General features: G+C 61.9%; 15 protein-coding genes. 9 read left to right on the top strand and 6 right to left on the bottom strand.

Features of this window, described 5'->3' with window-relative positions:
• The first annotated feature begins 72 nt into the window (after positions 1-72).
• Positions 73-1857, top strand: coding sequence for a single-stranded-DNA-specific exonuclease RecJ (gene recJ, locus EJ079_RS26310; protein ID WP_127397568.1), 1785 nt, complete (start codon positions 73-75; stop codon positions 1855-1857).
• Positions 1858-1910: 53 nt separating this feature from the next.
• Here recJ and EJ079_RS26305 read toward each other — a convergent pair whose 3' ends face one another.
• Positions 1911-2882 carry a helix-turn-helix domain-containing protein gene (locus tag EJ079_RS26305; protein WP_164873856.1) on the bottom strand — a complete coding sequence of 324 codons (972 nt, stop codon included), beginning with the start codon at positions 2880-2882 and terminating at the stop codon, positions 1911-1913.
• Between the two features lie 159 nt (positions 2883-3041).
• Here EJ079_RS26305 and EJ079_RS26300 point away from each other — a divergent pair, with 159 nt between their 5' ends.
• Positions 3042-4499 carry an MFS transporter gene (locus EJ079_RS26300; protein WP_127810571.1) on the top strand — a complete coding sequence of 486 codons (1458 nt, stop codon included), beginning with the start codon at positions 3042-3044 and terminating at the stop codon, positions 4497-4499.
• 88 nt (positions 4500-4587) lie between these two features.
• Here the strand turns inward: EJ079_RS26300 and EJ079_RS26295 are convergent, their stop codons facing one another.
• The 3 genes from EJ079_RS26295 to folE form a co-directional block, all read right to left on the bottom strand.
• A complete protein-coding gene (locus EJ079_RS26295) occupies positions 4588-5559 on the bottom strand; it encodes a patatin family protein (protein WP_127267650.1) in 972 nt (323 codons plus the stop codon).
• A gap of 84 nt (positions 5560-5643) precedes the next feature.
• Complete coding sequence (gene hisI / locus EJ079_RS26290; protein WP_127399016.1) at positions 5644-6105, bottom strand: phosphoribosyl-AMP cyclohydrolase; 462 nt, start codon at positions 6103-6105, stop codon at positions 5644-5646.
• 90 nt (positions 6106-6195) lie between these two features.
• Positions 6196-6831 (bottom strand): GTP cyclohydrolase I FolE, encoded by a 636-nt coding sequence (gene folE / locus EJ079_RS26285; RefSeq protein WP_127399015.1) that lies wholly within the window; start codon positions 6829-6831, stop codon positions 6196-6198.
• Between the two features lie 240 nt (positions 6832-7071).
• Between folE and EJ079_RS26280 the strand changes: the two genes are divergently transcribed.
• Positions 7072-7518 (top strand): iron-sulfur cluster assembly scaffold protein, encoded by a 447-nt coding sequence (locus EJ079_RS26280; RefSeq protein WP_127267647.1) that lies wholly within the window; start codon positions 7072-7074, stop codon positions 7516-7518.
• Positions 7519-7520: 2 nt separating this feature from the next.
• A complete protein-coding gene (locus EJ079_RS26275) occupies positions 7521-7967 on the top strand; it encodes a cell envelope integrity protein TolA (RefSeq protein ID WP_127396397.1) in 447 nt (148 codons plus the stop codon).
• Between the two features lie 21 nt (positions 7968-7988).
• Here EJ079_RS26275 and EJ079_RS26270 read toward each other — a convergent pair whose 3' ends face one another.
• Positions 7989-8906 (bottom strand): LysR substrate-binding domain-containing protein, encoded by a 918-nt coding sequence (locus EJ079_RS26270; protein WP_127810570.1) that lies wholly within the window; start codon positions 8904-8906, stop codon positions 7989-7991.
• A 92-nt stretch (positions 8907-8998) separates the two neighbouring features.
• Between EJ079_RS26270 and EJ079_RS26265 the strand changes: the two genes are divergently transcribed.
• The 5 genes from EJ079_RS26265 (at position 8999) to EJ079_RS26245 (ending at position 13767) form a co-directional block, all read left to right on the top strand.
• Positions 8999-9163, top strand: coding sequence for a hypothetical protein (locus EJ079_RS26265; RefSeq protein WP_127810569.1), 165 nt, complete (start codon positions 8999-9001; stop codon positions 9161-9163).
• Between the two features lie 79 nt (positions 9164-9242).
• Positions 9243-9617: a membrane protein insertion efficiency factor YidD gene (gene yidD, locus EJ079_RS26260; protein WP_127322936.1), complete on the top strand. Its 375-nt coding sequence runs from the start codon at positions 9243-9245 to the stop codon at positions 9615-9617.
• Between the two features lie 148 nt (positions 9618-9765).
• Positions 9766-10593, top strand: a complete 828-nt coding sequence (gene blaOXA, locus EJ079_RS26255) for a class D beta-lactamase (protein ID WP_127810568.1) — start codon at positions 9766-9768, stop codon at positions 10591-10593.
• Between the two features lie 174 nt (positions 10594-10767).
• A complete protein-coding gene (gene thrS / locus EJ079_RS26250) occupies positions 10768-12744 on the top strand; it encodes a threonine--tRNA ligase (protein WP_127396400.1) in 1977 nt (658 codons plus the stop codon).
• Between the two features lie 84 nt (positions 12745-12828).
• Positions 12829-13767, top strand: coding sequence for a GNAT family N-acetyltransferase (locus tag EJ079_RS26245; RefSeq protein ID WP_127810567.1), 939 nt, complete (start codon positions 12829-12831; stop codon positions 13765-13767).
• Positions 13768-13790: 23 nt separating this feature from the next.
• On the opposite strand, the gene EJ079_RS26240 is transcribed toward EJ079_RS26245, so the two are convergent.
• Positions 13791-14753, bottom strand: a complete 963-nt coding sequence (locus EJ079_RS26240; RefSeq protein WP_127270173.1) for a hypothetical protein — start codon at positions 14751-14753, stop codon at positions 13791-13793.
• Positions 14754-14843 lie beyond the last annotated feature (90 nt).

The raw sequence follows: 14843 nt of genomic DNA, 5'->3' as shown, positions 1-14843 counted from the left end.
TCGCCCCAAAACCGCTGCCCACTTATGGGCGACATGCATTATCGTGCGGCCAACGATGAGTTGGCAAAGCGTATGACCGGCGAAAAACGCCTCTTCCTCGATGTCAGGCAGTCAGTATCAGGGGTTTCCTGGGAACATCGGCTGACAGAACGCCAGGACATGATTGCGCTCGCCATCGCGCAAGGCCATGGCGTGCCCGACATCGTCGCGCGGGTGCTTGCCGGCCGTGGTGTTACCGCCGAACAGACCGAGCGGTTTCTCGACCCGACGATCCGCGATCTTCTGCCGGATCCGGCATCGCTGACCGACATGGACAGGGCGGCGGCCCGCATCGCCGCCGCGGTGATGGCCAAGGAAAAGGTGGCGATCTTCGGCGACTATGATGTCGACGGCGCCGCCTCGTCGGCCTTGCTGAAGCGGTTCCTCACGCATTTCTCGGTGCCGTCGGAAATCTACATTCCGGATCGTATTTTCGAGGGCTATGGGCCCAACCCGGATGCCATGCGCGAACTTGTTTCGCGTGGCGCGACACTGATCGTCACTGTCGATTGCGGCACCAACAGCGCAGTTTCCATCGATGCCGCCAACGAGGCTGGGGCCGATGTCTTGGTGCTCGACCACCACCAGGTCGGCGGTGCCTTGCCGGCGGCAATTGCCGTCGTCAATCCCAATCGCGACGACGACCTTTCCGGGCAGGGCCATCTCTGTGCCGCCGGCGTGGTCTTCCTCGCCCTTGTGCAGACGGCCAGGATCCTGCGCGGCCGCATGGCCGATGCTACGCCGCCGGACCTGCTTTCGCTGCTTGATATCGTGGCATTGGCCACAGTCTGTGACGTGGTGCCGCTGACCGGCGTCAACCGCGCCTTCGTGGTCAAGGGGCTGCAGATGGCGCGCCAGCAGAAGAATGAAGGGTTGGCGGCACTGGCACGCGTGTCGCGCATCGGCGAGCCGATCAGCACTTTCCATCTGGCCTATCTGATCGGCCCGCGCATCAATGCCGGCGGACGCATCGGCGATGCCGCACTTGGTAGCCGGCTGCTTGCGACCGACGATCCGGTCGAGGCGCGCACCATTGCCGAGACGCTCGACCGGCTCAACCAGGAACGGCAGTTGATGGAGCAGGAGATGCTCGCGGCGGCGCGCGTCGAGGCCGATGCAGAGCTCGCCGGCGGCAATGGCCCGGCTATCGTCGTCACCGCCTCCAACAGCTGGCATCCGGGTATTGTCGGCCTGCTCGCTTCGCGATTGAAGGATCATGCCCGGCGGCCCGCCTTCGCCATCGCGTTCAATGCTGTGGGCATCGGCACCGGTTCGGGCCGCTCGGTCTCGGGTTTCGACCTCGGCCGGCTGGTGCGCGAGGCGGCCGTTGCCGGTCTGATCGTCAAGGGCGGCGGCCATGGCATGGCGGCGGGCATCACCGTGGAGCGGGCAAGGCTTGGCGAACTCAGGGCGTTTTTTGAAGAACGGGCGGCAGCCGACGTGTTTCGCCTGCAGGGCGAGGAAAGCCTGGCCATAGACGGCGCACTTGCCGCTGAAGGCGCGACGCTCAGCCTGCTCGACGCGCTGGAACAGGCCGGACCCTTCGGTGCCGGGCATGTGGCCCCTGTTTTCGCGTTGCCGCGCCACCGATTGGCCGATGCGCGGCCGGTCGGCACCAACCACATCCGCGTCGAACTGCAATCGGAAAGCGGCGGCCGTATCCAGGCGATCGCCTTTCGCGCTGTCGAAACCGCACTTGGCGAATTCCTGTTCAAGAACCGGGGCAAGACGATCCACGTCGCCGGTTCGTTGTCAGGCAACTACTGGAACGGCAACCGCACCGTGCAGTTTCGCATCAGCGATGCGGCTCGTGCGTGAGGTTCTTGTGTGACCGAACCGTAGCTTGCGCGGCAATGTTCGCCTCGGGCGATCTATGATCGTATCTGCTTCCGAAACTCGCCCGGCGCCATTCCGGTCGTCTTGGAGAAAGTGCGACTGAACGAAGCCACGTCCTGATAGCCCACCCGATAGCAGATTTCCGAGACGCTTAGCTTGGTTCCCTCAAGCAGCGACCTTGCGAGTTCAAGCCGTCTTTCCTGGATCCATTTTCCCGGCGTGGTCTTGAGTTCACTAACAAATCTGCGAGACAGCGTTCGCGCAGACATGCCAAGTCCCGCCGCGAGAAAGCCCAAATCGATTTCCCGTATCTTGTTTTCCGCGAGTCCACGAAGTTTGGTCTCCAGCGGATTGGTCTCCTTCGGCAATTCTTCGAGAGGGAATTCGTAGGGGCTTTGAAATTTGCGCGAAGGCGGAAGAACCAAGAGCTTTCGAACGATCCGCTCCTCTTTCGAGAAGCCGAGATCGACCAGCAGAGCTTTGGCGAGTTCCAGTCCCGAAAATCCGCCGCCGCAAGTGTATAGGCGATCGTCGCGAACAAGCATGTGCGACGAGTCCCATTGAACTTGCGGAAATCGGCTGCTTACGTGGGACTTTAGCCACCAGGATATCGTCGCACGCTTGCCGTCCAGCAGCCCTGTATCGGCGAGCAGATAACATGCACCGCAATGTGCCGCGATGATTGCATCCTGTTGTCGTGCGAGTGCGATCAGCGGTTTTGAGTACTCACTCTCCTGGTCAAGCGAGCGCAGAAGTTCGGGAATATCGACACCTGGCATCGCGATGAGGATCAACACATCCATTTTTCGAGACGGTTGCGTCTTCGCAGGGAAAGAAATTCCGGCCGTCGAAATTGCAGGCGGCGCCCTGGAAACGAACTCGCAGGAGAGAACCTGTGAGCCGCTGACGTCATTCACGAGCTGAAACATCTCCACCAGCGTCGAGACAACCGCCGAATAGAAATCGGACGGCAGCCAGATGACCACGTGGATGCACTTGCCAGCCATGGGGCGGCTCCCGGTATCGGTTTCGTCGAGTGGCAAGTTTAGCACAATCTTTGTCAAAAATGCCAATTCCGAAACAAGCGCTGCGCCTCCAGGGTAGCCGCATGCGGGTCTCGCTGACGAAGAGCGGGCTGCGGAATCCATAGTCGGGAAAGATGCCAAATGCGGAAATCACTGAATCAAACCGATGCGGGAGTGCCACGCTGGTCCGGGCTCAGGCTCGCGCTGCTGGCGTTCGCGCAGTTCATAATCGCGATCGACTACAACATCGTCTATGTCGCACTGCCGGATATTGGCCGGGAGGTCGGCTTTACGCCACAGTCGCTGCAATGGGTGGTGAGCGCTTACGCCGTGGCGTTTGGCGGCTTTCTGCTGCTCGGCGGTCGAGCGGCTGACCGGCTTGGCCCGCGGCGCATGTTCATCCTGGCGCTCGTGCTCTATGGCGTCTCGTCCTTTGCAGGAGGCTTTGCGCCCGATGCTCTTACGCTGGTGGTCGCTCGGGCCGTTCAGGGCCTGGGCGGGGCGCTTCTGTTTCCTGCAACTCTGGCGCTGATCAATACCAGCTTCGCGGAAGGTGCAGAACGCAATCGGGCGCTGGCAGTCTGGGGTGCCACGGCTAGTGGCGGCCTGGCAGCCGGTGCCATCATCGGAGGCGTCCTGACCAATGGCTGGGGTTGGCAAGCGGTCTTCTTCTTCACCGTTCCACTGGCTCTGGGCGCCGCTCTTGTCGCCGCGCCAGTTCTCCTGGCGCCCGATCCGGTAAATAGTGGCCAGAGGCGGAGTTTTGATCTGCCGGGTGCGCTGGTTGTCACGGCAGCCGCGACATTGCTGGTGTTCGGCTTGGCCAGTGGACCTGAGGTGGGCTGGAATACGGTTCGCAGCACCGGATCGCTTGCAATCGGTGTGCTGCTGCTTTGTGCCTTCATTCTCATCGAGAGACGCGTGCGCGATCCGCTCGCGCCACTGCGGCTGTTTGCCAATCGAAGCCTTGTCACGGCCATGGCGGTGAGTTTCTTTCATCACATGGCGCTGAGTTCGGGCTACTATATTCTCACGACCTACTTTCAGAACCTGCTTGGCTACAACGCGCTCGCCGCCGGTCTGGCATTCGTTCCGCTCGGCGTGCTGGCGATGGTCGGCGGCGGCAAGGGCGCGGCACTGCTGCTCACCAAGTGGGGGACTCGCGCCACGATGGTTGCCGGCATGCTCATCTATGGGATCGGGCTGGTGGCGATCGCTCTTGCTCTGTCACCAGGCGGGTCGTACTGGGCCGTGCTGCCCGGGATCCTCATCTATGGTTTCGGTGGCGGCATCGCCTTTACGACGCTGTTCGTAGCTGCCGCTTCCGGAGTGGCCGCCAACGAACAAGGAGTCGCCTCGGCGCTAGGGTCGACATCCCTACAGATCGGCGCAGCCTTGGGTCTTGCCGCCGCTCTTGTCGTGGCCAATGTCGGTTTGGGTGGAGTGGCCGCTACCACATCGGATGTCGTCGACGGATTGCGTATGGCAGGATTGTTCGCCGCCGCCGCGGTTTTCCTTGGTGCGGTTCTGGCTCTGATGCTCAAGCAGGCTCCGGGCATAGCCCAGGATGCCGCCACCTCTGCCGAAGCTGCGCACTGATCCTTGCTCAGTCACCTTGAAGCGCGTCGCGTTGAATTCAATCGACGTGCTTCAAGTGTTTTGATTCCATGCGTTGGGAAGATATGCGTCAGGCGAGAACGGTCTGCAGCCGGGTCAGTTCGCCGATCTGCGCCATCGTCGCCTGATAGCCGAGGTTGATCGCCTCGTCGGCGCGGTGGAATTCGGTCAGGCCGATATGGCTGAGCTTCGGCTGCAGCGACATATCGGGCGGGTCGCCGGCAAGCCTGGCGCGCGAAATCCGGTCCTGAATGATGTTGAAGGCCTCGACCATGACGCCGGTGATGCCGAGCCGCGTCTGATGCGACTGGCGCTCGGCGTCGATCTGACCAGGCCGCGGCGCGTCCTTTTCAACGACCAGCTCGCCGGCGCTGTGCTTGATGACGGCGGCGCGGCCGAACAGATCATAGTGAAGGTTGACCGCCACGACGAGCGGCTGCTCATAGGCGCGGCAGACCGAAACCGGTACCGGGTTGACCAGCGCGCCGTCGACCAGCACGCGGCCGTTGCAATTCACCGGCTCGAACACGCCGGGCAGCGCGTAGGAGGCGCGCATGGCGGTGATCAATGAGCCGCTCGACAGCCAGATTTCGTGGCCGGTGCGGATTTCGGAGGTGACCGCGACGAACGGCTTGGCAAGGTCCTCGAAACGAATGCCGGCCATGTGCTCGCGCAGCCTTGCATCGAGCTTCATACCGCCGAACAGGCCGCTGCCGCGCAAATTGAGATCGAGCAGGCCGAAGATGCGGCGCTTGGTCAGGCTGCGGGCGAATTCTTCGAGCTCGTCCAGTTTGCCGGCGAGATAGCAGCCGCCGACCAACGCGCCGATCGAGGTGCCGGCGATCATCGACACTTCGATGCCGGCTTCGTCGAGCGCGCGCAGCACGCCGATATGCGCCCAGCCGCGGGCGCAACCGCCACCCAAGGCGAGCGAAATGGCTGTTTTCTTCTGGGAGTTGGTTTCGGACGCGCCGCCTGACGAGGATAGGCCGTTGGCCTCCCTGACATCTGGTCTGTTACGCAATGACGCCCACTCGAGCATCATGATCTCCCTTGTCCCACGGCTACTATACGAGCGGGCCGTATCGAAATGATGAATCTGTGTGGTTGGTGTCAGGCAGAAGGTTCAAGCTGGTGGTTTCCGATACGTGTTTTCCGTATCGAACAGCGGCTTGCTGCCGTCGCCGGCAAGCGTCCCCTTGCCATCGATCAGCCCCACCGTCCGATAAAAGCATGAACGCCGGCCGGTGTGACAGGTTGCGTCGTGGCCCAACACTTTGACGCGCAACCATATGGCATCCTGGTCACAATCCGTGAGCATCTCGACGACATGCTGAAAATTGCCTGATGTTTCGCCCTTTTTCCAAAGCACGTTGCGCGAGCGCGACCAGTAGTGGGCGATGCCGGTCTCCAGCGTCAGTGCCAGTGCTTGCGCATTCATATGCGCAACCATCAACAGCATGCCGTCTCCGGCATCGGTGACGACGACCGTGACCAGCCCGGCTGCATCGAAGCGCGGCGAGAACACCGCGCCTTCCTCGAGCGCTTTCTTGTCCGACGGAGCTTTTGGAAATTCCAGTGCCGACATCGCCGGTCCATTTTCCTCGTTGACCATGATCTTGTCCGAAAACCGGTCTCCACTTTTCGGGATCATGGTCTGATGGCCGGCGAGGGCCATTCAGATCCCGCCGCCACGCACCATGGTCACGAAACGAACCTGCTCTTCGGGCGTATCCTTGAAGACGCCGGTGAAGGTCGAGGTCAGCGTAGTTGAACCCTGCTTGCGGATGCCGCGCATGGCCATGCACATGTGCTCGGCCTCGATCATGACGGCGACGCCGCGCGGATTGAGCACGTCCTGGATGACGCCGGCGATCTGCGCCGTCAGCGCCTCCTGGGTCTGCAGGCGGTGGGCGAAGATATCGACGACGCGGGCGATCTTGGACAGGCCGACAACCTTGCCATCCGGCAGATAGCCGACATGCGCCTTGCCGATGATCGGCACCATGTGGTGCTCGCAATGCGAATGGAATGTTATGTCCTTGACGATGACCAGGTCGTCGTAGCCGGCGACCTCCTCGAAGGTGCGGCCGAGCTCGTCCGCCGGGCACATGTCGTAGCCGCCGAACATTTCGCGATAGGCCTTTGCCACCCGCTTCGGCGTGTCGATCAGCCCTTCGCGGTCCGGATTGTCGCCGGTCCAGCGCAAAAGCGTGCGCACGGCGGCTTCGACTTCGGCTTCGCTTGGCCGGTCGGTGACCGGCTTTTCCATATAGGCTGACTGTGGCATGAGCTTCTTGATGACGGCATCCATAAAGGCGTCTCCCGTAGTCCCTCTCGGCGGAGGAACGAGTTGAACGGACCACGACCTTTCGGTGTCGGAAACTCGCCCCGTTTCCAGCCCCGTAAGTGGCGTGAACTTCCCGGCAAGGACATTGGCTTTCGTCGTTCTTGTCGATACCGGACTGCCAGCATTATATAAGGTCATAGCGAGCGAAAGGAAGACACGACAGCGGCAATCGCTGTTCGCTTGGCGGCGACGGATTGGAAAATAATGATAAACGAGGTCTACAACGCGAAAATTCTCGGTTTTGCCGGGAACATTGGCCGCATCGGCCGTCTCGATCATCCTGACGCGACCGCCAAGGCTCACTCCAAGCTATGCGGTTCCACGGTCACCGTCGACCTCAAGATGCAGGACGGCCTGGTCACGGACTTTGCCCATGACGTGAAAGCCTGTGCGCTCGGCCAGGCGTCGTCATCGATCATGGCGCAGCATGTCGTCGGCGCGAGTGCTGAGGAATTGCGCGCGGTGCGCGACACCATGCTGAAGATGCTCAAGGAAAATGGCGCCCCGCCGGACGGTCGCTTCGCGGATCTCAGATATCTGGAGCCGGTGCGCGACTACAAGGCGCGGCACGCTTCGACCATGCTGACTTTCGATGCCGTGGTCGACGCCATCGGCCAGATCGAGAAGAAGCGCGCCGAAGAAGCGGCCTGACCTTGGGGTTTGGCTACCAAAGCCTGGTGTTTGCCGGGAGCCTTGCTGGCTCACTCGCGTTGAGCGGGACCCCGAGCCGGGCAGACGTAGCGGTCGAGCACGATATCGGCGACTATCTCATGAAGGCAATCCAGCATTGTTGGAACATGCCTGCAAACACCCACAGCATTGCACGCGTCCAGATCAGTCTGAACAAGGACGGGTCACTCGCAGGCCCGCCAAAAATCCTCGGTCCTGTGACGACGCCGCCGGACAAGGTTGCCGAGTCCGCTGTCCGGGCCATCGCACGCTGCGCGCCATTTCCCAGGCTGACATCATATGCTGCCCACTACGATATGTGGCGCGATGTCATCCTCACATTCAACCCGGGAGAAGACTCACCGGGCGAGCTTCCGGCCGCGGATGCGCTCGACAAACTCTTCGAAAAATACAGCAAGAAGGCAAAGTAGCGGGAGCCCGGCCGGAAGGGTTCAAGCCCGCGCTTCCAGCACCCGCCTGCTTTCGACGAATTCGCTTCTGAGCCAGTCGGCGAACGCGGCGGCCGGTTCCGAGAGGTCGCGCAAGTTTCTGGCCACCAGCCAATAGGCGCCGGATGCGACGTCGATGTCGAACGGCTTGACCAGCGCGCCGGATGCGATTTCCCCGCCGATCTGCAAGAGATCGCCCAAGGCCACGCCATGTCCGAGCAAAGCGGCCTGTTTTGAAAGCGACGCATCCGCCAGCATCGGCCCGCGCGCCGGTATGGCGTCGGCGGGCACGCCGGCCGCCTGGAACCAGCGCGCCCAGCCTTGACGGTTTTCCTCGTGCAGAAGCGTGTAGCGGGCAAGATCGATCGGCTTATCGAGGGCAGGGCCAGAAGCAAGCAGCGCCGGCGACAGAACCGGTGAATCGACAGTCGAGGCAAGCCGCTCAGCCTGGCTGCGCGGCCACGCGGTGACATGCGTGCTGAAGCGTAAGGCAAGCTCCGGCTGATCGCTGCGGAACTCGATCAGCCTTGGGTCGACCTCGAGCGAGACGTCGATGTCAGGCCGCAATTGGCGAAACCGGTTGAGCCGCGGCACCAGCCACACGGATGCAAGCGACGGCTCGACACTGACGCGGACCACGGACTGCGGTGGTGTCGCCACCAGTTCTCCAAGCAAGGTGTCGATGGCGTCGAAACTTCTGACAAGCTGCTCCAGCAGACGTCGGCCGGTGTCGGTCAACTCGACACGGCGATGGTGACGTTCGAACAAGGGTTGATGCAGGAAGATTTCGAGTTCCCGGATCTGCCGGCTGATCGCCGCCTGCGAGACGAAAAGCTCCTCGGCGGCCCGGCTAAAGCTCAGATGCCGGCCCGCCGCCTCGAAGCTCCTCAATGCCGTCAGCGGCAGGCGCCCACGCTTCATTTCGCATAACCCAGGATTATCCGAAGTGGAAATTATACTCGTTTGAAGGCGAAGGCCAGCGGCGGTCTAATCCATGTCAAAGGAGACCGATCATGATCCAGTTGCTGAGCATCTTTGGCGATGTCATGCGGATCGCAACGTTTCAATGGCGTGACAGAAGAAAGCATGAAAAGCGTTACGAAGAGCCGACCAGTCGTGGCCGGTGGGTGGCTTCGGCTCACTGGCAGCCGTTTCGCCGTTCCGCCCGTGACGACTAAGTGCGCGCAAGGAGTGGGGATTGCGTTTTCCAGTGGAAGCCCACATCTATCGCCTGGGAAACGCGAAACGGAGACTGTGGTGCGCGACCAGCATGGGCATGCGCATATCGCCAGGCCGCCGAAACGCGGCCGCAACTGGCCCGGTCCATGGCGCAAGACGCCGGGCCGTCTCCTCGGCACGTCGCTCGTGCGCCTCTATCAGCTGACGCTGTCGGGCTTTGTCGGCAATTCCTGCCGGCATCTGCCGACCTGTTCGGAATATGCCCATGAGGCGATCGCCCGCCATGGCCTGTGGGCCGGCGGCTGGATGGGATTCTTCCGCGTGCTGCGCTGCGGGCCATTCGGCACGCATGGCATCGACCGCGTGCCGGAGGTGCTGGAGGATCGTTATGTCTGGTTCACGCCATGGCGGTACTGGCGGATCGGCAGCAAGCGCGGCGAAGCGCAGGGGTGATCGCATCGGTCAGGTACCGGCGGCTCTGCCCGTTTACGATCCGGTAGGGTTAACAACAGCCTGCACAAAGACTGCGCATTTGAGACAAAATCGAGACAAGAGACCTCGCTAAGCCGCTCGCGAACCCCCCTCTTGAGCGAGCAGACAAATGCGCAATTTCGACCGTCTTCCCTTCATCTTTGCCGGGATACTGTTCCTGCTCGCCTGGCTGCTGGGATTTCCGTTGCGCGCGCAATCGGCGCCGTTGGGGGACGTGCAGTGCACGGTGATCGCCGATGCGGCGAGCGGCAAGACGCTTTACCAGGACGGGGTGTGCGACCAGCGGTTCAGCCCGGCGTCGACGTTCAAGGTGCCGTTGTCGCTGATCGGCTATGACAGCGGGATCCTGAGCGACGAGCACACGCCGAGCTGGGATTACAAGCCTGAATTCAACGCGGTGAAGCGGGATCAGAAGACCGTCGATCCGGTGGTCTGGGAGCGAGATTCGATCCTGTGGTTTTCCCGGGAAATCACCCGCCGGCTTGGGTCTGAGAGTTTTGCCGGTTATGTCTCGAAATTCGACTACGGCAATGCCGATGTTTCCGGTAATCCCGGCAAGAATGATGGTTTGACCAAGTCCTGGGTGAATTCCTCGCTCAAGATCACGCCGGTCGAGCAGGTCGAATTCCTGCGCAAGCTGCTGGCCCGCAAGCTGCCTGTCTCGGCCAAGGCCTACGACATGACATCAGCCATCATCCCGACCTTCCAGGCCGGGGGTTGGACGGTGCAAGGCAAGACCGGCAGCACCAGGCTGCGCAACGACGCCGACAAGGTTCAGGACAAGCGCTCGCTCGGCTGGTTCGTCGGCTGGGCGCAAAAGGATGGCCGCCAGATCGTCTTTGCGCGGCTTGTCGTCGACACCAACCGCACGGACGTGCCAAAGGGCCTCAAGACCCGGGCTGCGTTCCTGAAGGAACTGCCGCTCCTCATCAAATGACGCTGACATTTGAGCCGGGCTTTACGGCGGCGAAATCTGTCCATAAAAGACAGCCGCTGCCGGACGCATCCGGCTTTTCCCTATGCATGTCGTAACCCAAAACCGCCATACACTTTTGGGCGACATGCATTTCAACCACCCGCGCTCGTTTGCGGGACTGGATAGGAGATATATATGCTGAATTCCGTTTCTCTGACATTTCCCGATGGCTCCGTCCGCGAATATGACGCGGCGATGACCGGTGCCGGCCTCGCCGAATCGATCTCGAAATCGCTGGCCAAGAAGGCGGTCGCCTATGCGATCGACGGCACGGTTCGCGATCTCAGCGATCCGCTCGGCAAGTCCGGCAAGGTCGAGATCGTCACCCGCGACGACCCGCGCGCGCTGGAGCTGATCCGCCACGACGCGGCCCATGTGCTGGCGGAAGCCGTGCAGGAGATATGGCCGGGAACGCAGGTGACCATCGGGCCGGTGATCGAGAACGGGTTCTACTACGACTTCGCCCGTAACGAGCCGTTCACGCCCGACGATTTTCCGGTGATCGAGAAGAAGATGCGTGAGATCATCGCGCGCAACAAGCCGTTCACCAGGGAAGTCTGGTCGCGCGACAAGGCGAAAAAAGTGTTTGCCGACAAGGGCGAGCGCTACAAGCTGGAGCTGATCGATGCCATTCCCGAGGATCAGGATCTCAAGATCTACGCACAGGGCGACTGGTTCGACCTCTGCCGTGGCCCGCACATGGCCTCGACCGGGCAGATCGGCAATGCCTTCAAACTGATGAAGGTGGCCGGCGCCTATTGGCGCGGTGATTCGAACAACCCGATGCTGACCCGCATCTACGGCACGGCCTGGGCTGATCAGGCGCAGCTCGAAGCCTACCAGATGATGCTGGAGGAGGCCGAGAAGCGCGACCATAGGAAGATCGGCCGCGAGATGGACCTGTTCCATTTCCAGGAAGAGGGACCGGGCGTCGTCTTCTGGCATGCCAAGGGCTGGAAGATGTTCCAGAACCTGGTCAACTACATGCGCCGCCGCCTCGACGAGCAGGGCTATCAGGAGGTCAACGCGCCGCAGGTACTCGACAAGAGCCTGTGGGAGACGTCAGGCCATTGGGGCTGGTATCGCGACGCCATGTTCAAGGTGACGGTCGCCGGCGACGACACCGATGACGACCGGGTCTTCGCGCTGAAGCCGATGAACTGTCCGGGCCATGTGCAGATTTTCAAGCATGGGTTGAAGTCCTATCGCGATCTTCCCGTAAAGCTTGCGGAATTCGGCAATGTGCACCGCTACGAGCCGTCGGGCGCGCTGCACGGGCTGATGCGCGTTCGCGGCTTCACGCAGGACGATGCGCACATCTTCTGCACCGAGGAGCAGCTGGCCGCGGAGTGCCTGCGCATCAACGATCTGATCCTGTCGACCTATGCTGATTTCGGTTTTGACGAAATCAGCGTCAAGCTGTCGACGCGGCCCGACAAACGCGTCGGCACCGACGAAGCCTGGGATCATGCCGAGGCGATCATGGGGAGCGTGCTGGAGACGATCAGGACACGGTCCGGCAATCGCATCAAGACCTCCATCAATCCGGGCGAGGGCGCCTTCTACGGACCGAAATTCGAATATGTGCTCAAGGATGCCATCGGCCGCGAATGGCAGTGCGGCACGACGCAGGTCGACTTCAACCTGCCGGAACGGTTCGGCGCCTTCTATATCGGCTCCGATTCCGAGAAGAAGCAGCCTGTGATGGTGCACCGCGCCATCTGCGGCTCGATGGAGCGCTTCCTCGGCATCCTGATCGAGAACTATTCCGGCCACTTCCCGCTGTGGTTCGCGCCGCTACAGGTGGTGGTGGCGACGATCACGTCCGACGCCGACGGCTATGCGACCGAGGTGGTGGCAAAGCTGAAGGCCGCAGGGCTGTTGGCGGAAGCGGATCTGCGTAACGAGAAGATCAACTACAAGGTCCGCGAGCACTCGCTGGCCAAGGTTCCGGTCATCCTCGTCTGCGGCAAGCGCGAGGCCGAAGAGCAGACCGTCAACATGCGCCGGTTGGGCTCACGCGACCAGGAATCGCTTGGCCTTGACCAGGCGATCGCGCAATTGGCCGAAGAAGCTGTTACACCCGACCGCCGGCGCAAACGCGCGGCTTGATTGGCATAGTTTCGACCAAATGGCGGTGGAGCGATCCACCGCCATTTTCATATCCCTGTCACGCCGACCTTGTAACCAGCCCTTATGCTCAAGTTGAAATTGCGCGAACGACCCTTTCCCGAGCTTTCCTATGCCAATTCGCGCCAGCCGGCGCTGACACGCTGGTTCATTCATTCGGTCGAAGGCCTGTCGGGCCGCGACCGCTACACAGCACTTTATGATTTCTGGCGCCGCCAGGTCGTGCCGACAGGCGAACGCGTGTTCAGCCGCATGCTCGACCTGATCGACGTCCGGGTGCGGACATCGGATCAATGGCCGCCGGCACAGTTGCCGAACACGCCGCTGGTGATCGTCGCCAATCATCCGTTCGGTATCGGCGACGGCATCGCCGTGCTGTCGCTGGCCGAGCAGCTTGGGCGCCCGTTCCGGGTGATGATCCACAAGGATCTGCTCAAGATCCGCGAGATGGAGCCTTACTCGCTGCCAATCGACTTTTCCGAGACCAAGGACGCGCTGAAGAACAACATGGCCGTGCGCCATGAGGCGGTGCGGCTGTTGAAGGAAGGCGTGACCATCGTGGTGTTTCCGGCCGGTGGTGTTGCCACCGCGCCAAAAGGTTTTGGACGGGCGCGCGATCTGCCGTGGAAGATATTTCCGGCCCGTCTCATTCAGGACGCCAGGGCGTCGGTCATCCCGATGCATTTTTCCGGACAGAACGGCAGGCTGTTCCATCTCGTCAGCGGGCCGATGAACATGGCCGAGCGCGACAGCCGCCTGGCGAAGTTCGTCGGCAAGGCCTCGCTGACGCTGCGCACGTCGCTGCTCATCCACGAATTCGCGCGGCTGTCCGGCAAGGCGATAGACGTGCGCGTCGGCGATGTGCTGAGCTGGAGCGAGTTGGAGCCGTTGCGCGACCGCAAGGCATTGCTCGACCGGCTGTATCGCGGCGTGTTCGATCTGGCGCCAATCGTGGCGCGCCGCCGGATTCCGTTCCTGCCAGCGCGGACCAAGATGGCAGCCTGAAACAGGAAAACTGCCGCGGAAGGTTAGTCCGCGCCTTCTTCGGGATCCATCGCCGCGGCCTCGGTGGCCAGAACCTCGATCTCCTGGTTCTGCCCGGCCACGACCGTAAAATCCTTCTGATAGATGCGGTCGCGGTTCTTGGCGATGATGGTGTAGTCGCCCTCGGCCAGCACCATCGAGGCGAAGGCGCCGACGGTTTCCTTGATCGGATCGCCCGATTCGTTGAGCAGCGACCAGGATGTGTCGGCGATCGCCTCGCCACCGGTTTCGCGCACCAGCTTCATGGTGATCTCGGCGGCGTGGTGCTCGACGGTGGCTTCGGTCAGCTTGCCGGCCTCGACACGGATGTCGGAGCGGATGACCGCGTTGACTGCGCCATAGGTCGAGACGACGTGGTAGATGCCGGCGTTGAGCCGCACGACGCTGTTGGGCTCGACATCGGGAATGATCAGCGCGCGGTCGCCATTGGCCTCGGCGGTGCCTTCGTAGATCGAAAATCGCAGCTTCTTTGGTGGAATGCGCACGCCGCCGGACAGCACTGCGTCGAGCTTGAGGCCGCCGGCGTCGAGCACGAGACTTTCGCGCTTGGCGTCCTTGCCGACAGTGATGCGCTTGGTGGCGCCGGCCCGGCCGTAGGAGGCGTGAACCAGATAGCTGCCGGGTTCGAGCTGGAAGACGGCGGTGCCGCCATGGGAGGAGGCAACCATCGGCAATTTGCCGTTGACGGCTTCGGGCTTGAAAACCCGCCAGACGATGCCGCGCGTGATGTCGGAACCCTTGTCGGTCAGTTGGGCGGACAATGTGATGGCGCCGCCGCCGCTCAGCGCCAGCGACGTCTCGCCTTTCGGCGTCGCGTAGCTCGAAATTCCCGGAAGCTTCAGGTCGGTGACACCGTCGACGTTCTGCGCCACGGCAAGCGAAACCGGCGCCATGAATATCAGCGCGCCGAGCCAGACCAGGAAAAGACGGACAGTCCCCTCAAACATGCCTTGCGTTGAAGCCCATGGCGGTGGCAATTTCAAGGCTTAAGAGTTGAAACGACTCTTCCCTCCGGCGTATCCCGCGCCAATGCCCGA

The organism is Mesorhizobium sp. M7A.F.Ce.TU.012.03.2.1, assembly GCF_004006095.1.
Classification (GTDB): domain Bacteria; phylum Pseudomonadota; class Alphaproteobacteria; order Rhizobiales; family Rhizobiaceae; genus Mesorhizobium.
This window is presented reverse-complemented; position numbering and strand designations above follow the sequence as displayed.

Excerpts from the sequence above, each read along its gene's own strand:
- recJ (WP_127397568.1), top strand. The coding sequence starts at position 73 with ATGACCGGCGAAAAACGCCTCTTCCTCGATGTCAGGCAGTCAGTATCA.
- EJ079_RS26305 (WP_164873856.1), bottom strand. The coding sequence starts at position 2,882 with ATGGCTGGCAAGTGCATCCACGTGGTCATCTGGCTGCCGTCCGATTTC.
- EJ079_RS26300 (WP_127810571.1), top strand. The coding sequence starts at position 3,042 with ATGCGGAAATCACTGAATCAAACCGATGCGGGAGTGCCACGCTGGTCC.
- EJ079_RS26295 (WP_127267650.1), bottom strand. The coding sequence starts at position 5,559 with ATGCTCGAGTGGGCGTCATTGCGTAACAGACCAGATGTCAGGGAGGCC.
- hisI (WP_127399016.1), bottom strand. The coding sequence starts at position 6,105 with ATGTCGGCACTGGAATTTCCAAAAGCTCCGTCGGACAAGAAAGCGCTC.
- folE (WP_127399015.1), bottom strand. The coding sequence starts at position 6,831 with ATGGATGCCGTCATCAAGAAGCTCATGCCACAGTCAGCCTATATGGAA.
- EJ079_RS26280 (WP_127267647.1), top strand. The coding sequence starts at position 7,072 with ATGATAAACGAGGTCTACAACGCGAAAATTCTCGGTTTTGCCGGGAAC.
- EJ079_RS26270 (WP_127810570.1), bottom strand. The coding sequence starts at position 8,906 with ATGAAGCGTGGGCGCCTGCCGCTGACGGCATTGAGGAGCTTCGAGGCG.
- EJ079_RS26265 (WP_127810569.1), top strand. The coding sequence starts at position 8,999 with ATGATCCAGTTGCTGAGCATCTTTGGCGATGTCATGCGGATCGCAACG.
- blaOXA (WP_127810568.1), top strand. The coding sequence starts at position 9,766 with ATGCGCAATTTCGACCGTCTTCCCTTCATCTTTGCCGGGATACTGTTC.
- thrS (WP_127396400.1), top strand. The coding sequence starts at position 10,768 with ATGCTGAATTCCGTTTCTCTGACATTTCCCGATGGCTCCGTCCGCGAA.
- EJ079_RS26245 (WP_127810567.1), top strand. The coding sequence starts at position 12,829 with ATGCTCAAGTTGAAATTGCGCGAACGACCCTTTCCCGAGCTTTCCTAT.
- EJ079_RS26240 (WP_127270173.1), bottom strand. The coding sequence starts at position 14,753 with ATGTTTGAGGGGACTGTCCGTCTTTTCCTGGTCTGGCTCGGCGCGCTG.